The organism is Pseudoalteromonas sp. SWYJZ98 (assembly GCF_015864495.1).
Taxonomy (GTDB): domain Bacteria; phylum Pseudomonadota; class Gammaproteobacteria; order Enterobacterales; family Alteromonadaceae; genus Pseudoalteromonas; species Pseudoalteromonas distincta.
In genome coordinates, this window is record NZ_JADYXA010000082.1 from 1 (window position 1) to 2,551 (window position 2,551).

Annotated in this window: 3 protein-coding genes; all 3 read left to right on the top strand. The window is 60.5% G+C overall.

Annotation, left to right across the window (positions count from 1 at the left end; genetic code table 11):
- The first annotated feature begins 204 nt into the window (after positions 1–204).
- Positions 205–1,629, top strand: coding sequence for a DNA primase family protein (locus tag I6F10_RS19810; protein WP_442960941.1), 1,425 nt, complete (start codon positions 205–207; stop codon positions 1,627–1,629).
- 143 nt (positions 1,630–1,772) lie between these two features.
- Complete coding sequence (locus tag I6F10_RS19815; protein ID WP_147273793.1) at positions 1,773–2,243, top strand: GIY-YIG nuclease family protein; 471 nt, start codon at positions 1,773–1,775, stop codon at positions 2,241–2,243.
- Between the two features lie 15 nt (positions 2,244–2,258).
- The coding region (locus tag I6F10_RS19820; protein WP_197099295.1) for a hypothetical protein at positions 2,259–2,551 on the top strand (293 nt) is incomplete at its 3' end.

Genomic DNA, 2,551 nt, shown 5'->3' on the forward strand with positions numbered 1-2,551 from the left:
AAGGAGGTGCTGGAGAAGCTGAAGCTGCTGATCCCTGACGACCCGCTGGTGCGCACGGAGATCATTGGCGCCTTCCAGGCGCGCTACAAGGCCCTGACCAAGACCAACATGCCCATCACGCAGGCGCGCGCCCTGCTGGTGGGACCACGGGCGGCCACGGTGCAGGCCAAGCGGCCCTTGACCGAGTTCGGCAACGCCGAGCGCATGCTGGACCGCTACGGCGACGGCCTGATGTTCGTGCCCGAGGTCGGAACGTGGTTCATCTGGACCGGCGTCTACTGGCGCCGCGCGGTGGACGTGGAAATCGAGCATCTGGCGAAAGAGACCATCCGCGCCCTGGTCAACGAGGTCGAGGAACACGAGGAACGCGCCGAGTTCTTCCAGTTCTGCGCCCTGAGCCAGCAGGCCAGGATGGTGAGCAACATGGTCAAGCTGGCGTCCAGCGATCCGCGCGTCGCCGTGCCGGCTGCCGAGCTGGACAAGCACAGCCACTACCTGGGCGTGCGCAACGGCGTGGTGGACTTGCGCACGGGCGCGCTGCTGCCCCCGGACCCAGACCTGCGCATCACCTTGGTGGCGGCCTGCGACTTCGACCCTCGGGCCAAGGCGCCGGTGTTTGAGCGCACCATCTCCGAGGTGTTCTCGGGCGACGAGGACATGGTGGAGTACGTGATGCGCACCTTCGGGTACGCGCTCATGGGCACCCCCATCGAGGACATCATGTTCATCGCCTTCGGCAACGGGGCCAACGGCAAGAGCACCATCTTCAACGCCGTGCGCCAGGCGTTCGGCAGCTACGCCCGCTCGGCCGATGCCGCTTCGTTTGTGGCAGATGGTAATAAGGGGGGCGGGGGTGGCCCGCGAGAGGACCTTGTTCGATTGCGGGGGGCTCGTTTCGTCTATGTCAATGAGCCGGATGAAAACGGCGAGCTGCGTGAGGGTATGGTCAAGAGCATGACCGGGGGCGACACCATCACTGCCCGGGGCATCCATGCCAAGCACAGCGTCGAGATGACCCCGACATGGGTGGTCTACATGCCGACGAACCACAAGCCGATCATCAAGGGCAACGACAACGGCANGGGCATCCATGCCAAGCACAGCGTCGAGATGACCCCGACATGGGTGGTCTACATGCCGACGAACCACAAGCCGATCATCAAGGGCAACGACAACGGCATCTGGCGCCGCATGGGCATGCTGCCGTTCGAGCGCAACTTTGAGAACGACCCGAACGTGCCCAAGGATGGAAAACGGAAGGAAAAACTCGCCCTGGAAATGGCCGGCATCCTTGCGCTGATCGTCAAGGCAGCCCTGCGGTATCAGAAGGACGGCCTCGTGCCGCCCAAGCGCGTTCTCGCGGCCCGCGACGCCTATCGGTCGCAGATGGACCTCTTGGCCGAGTGGCTGGATGAGTGCTGCGACCTTGATCCTTCGGCCACGGTGTCGTCAAAAGAGCTGTGGGACTCGTGGGAAATGTTCGCTCGCGGTCGCGGATTGCTCAATTACATCCGAAGTAGCACCGCTCTATCGCGTCGGTTGGACACGAGATTTCCGCCAATCCGGGGGTCAGGCGGCGTGCGCTTGAGGTCTGGGTTACGCATAAAGGGTTCAGCGGACCTGTTTTAGCCCTACAGAGTGACGCAAGTGACGCATTTTGCCCTTTTTTGACTTTTTCCACCTATGCGTAAAGAGAGTTTTGGAAAAAGCACCTAAATGCGTCACTTGCGTCACTAACGGAGAAACTTGTAGACAAATTGCAGATTGGTTTTATGCAGATTTTTGAACACGACAAATTGCACTGTGTGATCAGAGCGAGTTTTCCGTACACCTCGGGTGTTTACGGATTGCTAGACCCGTTGTCAGGTGAGATTAGGTACGTGGGGTCAAGCGTTCGTATCGAGAAAAGGCTTTACACCCATCACCACAACATCGCCCCTAAAAATGCCCGGCCGTGTCAGGTTTGGATGGCACAGATGGTGCTGGCCGGATGGGACATCAAAGCATGTCTTTTGGAGGAAGTAGCTTCGGCAATTCTGCTTGATCAGAAACGACGCAATGCCCATGAACGTGTTTGGATTGAGCACTTCAACAATCTCGGTCAGGCCGATCTGAATGTGCAAATGGCACCAGTAGGGCATCCGAACGGCACCTCGCACCCGTACAAGGTGATGCGGGCTCACATCAATTACCTGCAAGGTTTGCTGTCGGGCCACAACATCCCGTTCACACGGTTTGACTGAAACGGAAAGACCCCCATGGAACTGCGAAACACCACCCTCGATGACATCAGCGCCGTGATCGGCTTCAGCGCGACACTGCGTCTCGTGGCCTGGTTCGGTGACGGCAGCAACCTCTACGTGCCCATCGTGGCCGAGGAAGGCCACCTGCTGGTCCGCCTGCTGGGTCTGCCAGCCGCCAAGCGACTGTGTGAGGCATGGCCGGGCGAGCACCTGGCCGTACCCCGCCTGCGCGACCATGAGGACGACCTGCGCAAGCGCAGCGTGGCTCGGTTCATCGAGAAGGGGTTCGGCACCCGCGAGATCGCCGG

Coding starts and splice junctions, on each gene's coding strand:
- I6F10_RS19815 (WP_147273793.1), top strand. CDS start 1,773: ATGCAGATTTTTGAACACGACAAATTGCACTGTGTGATCAGAGCGAGT.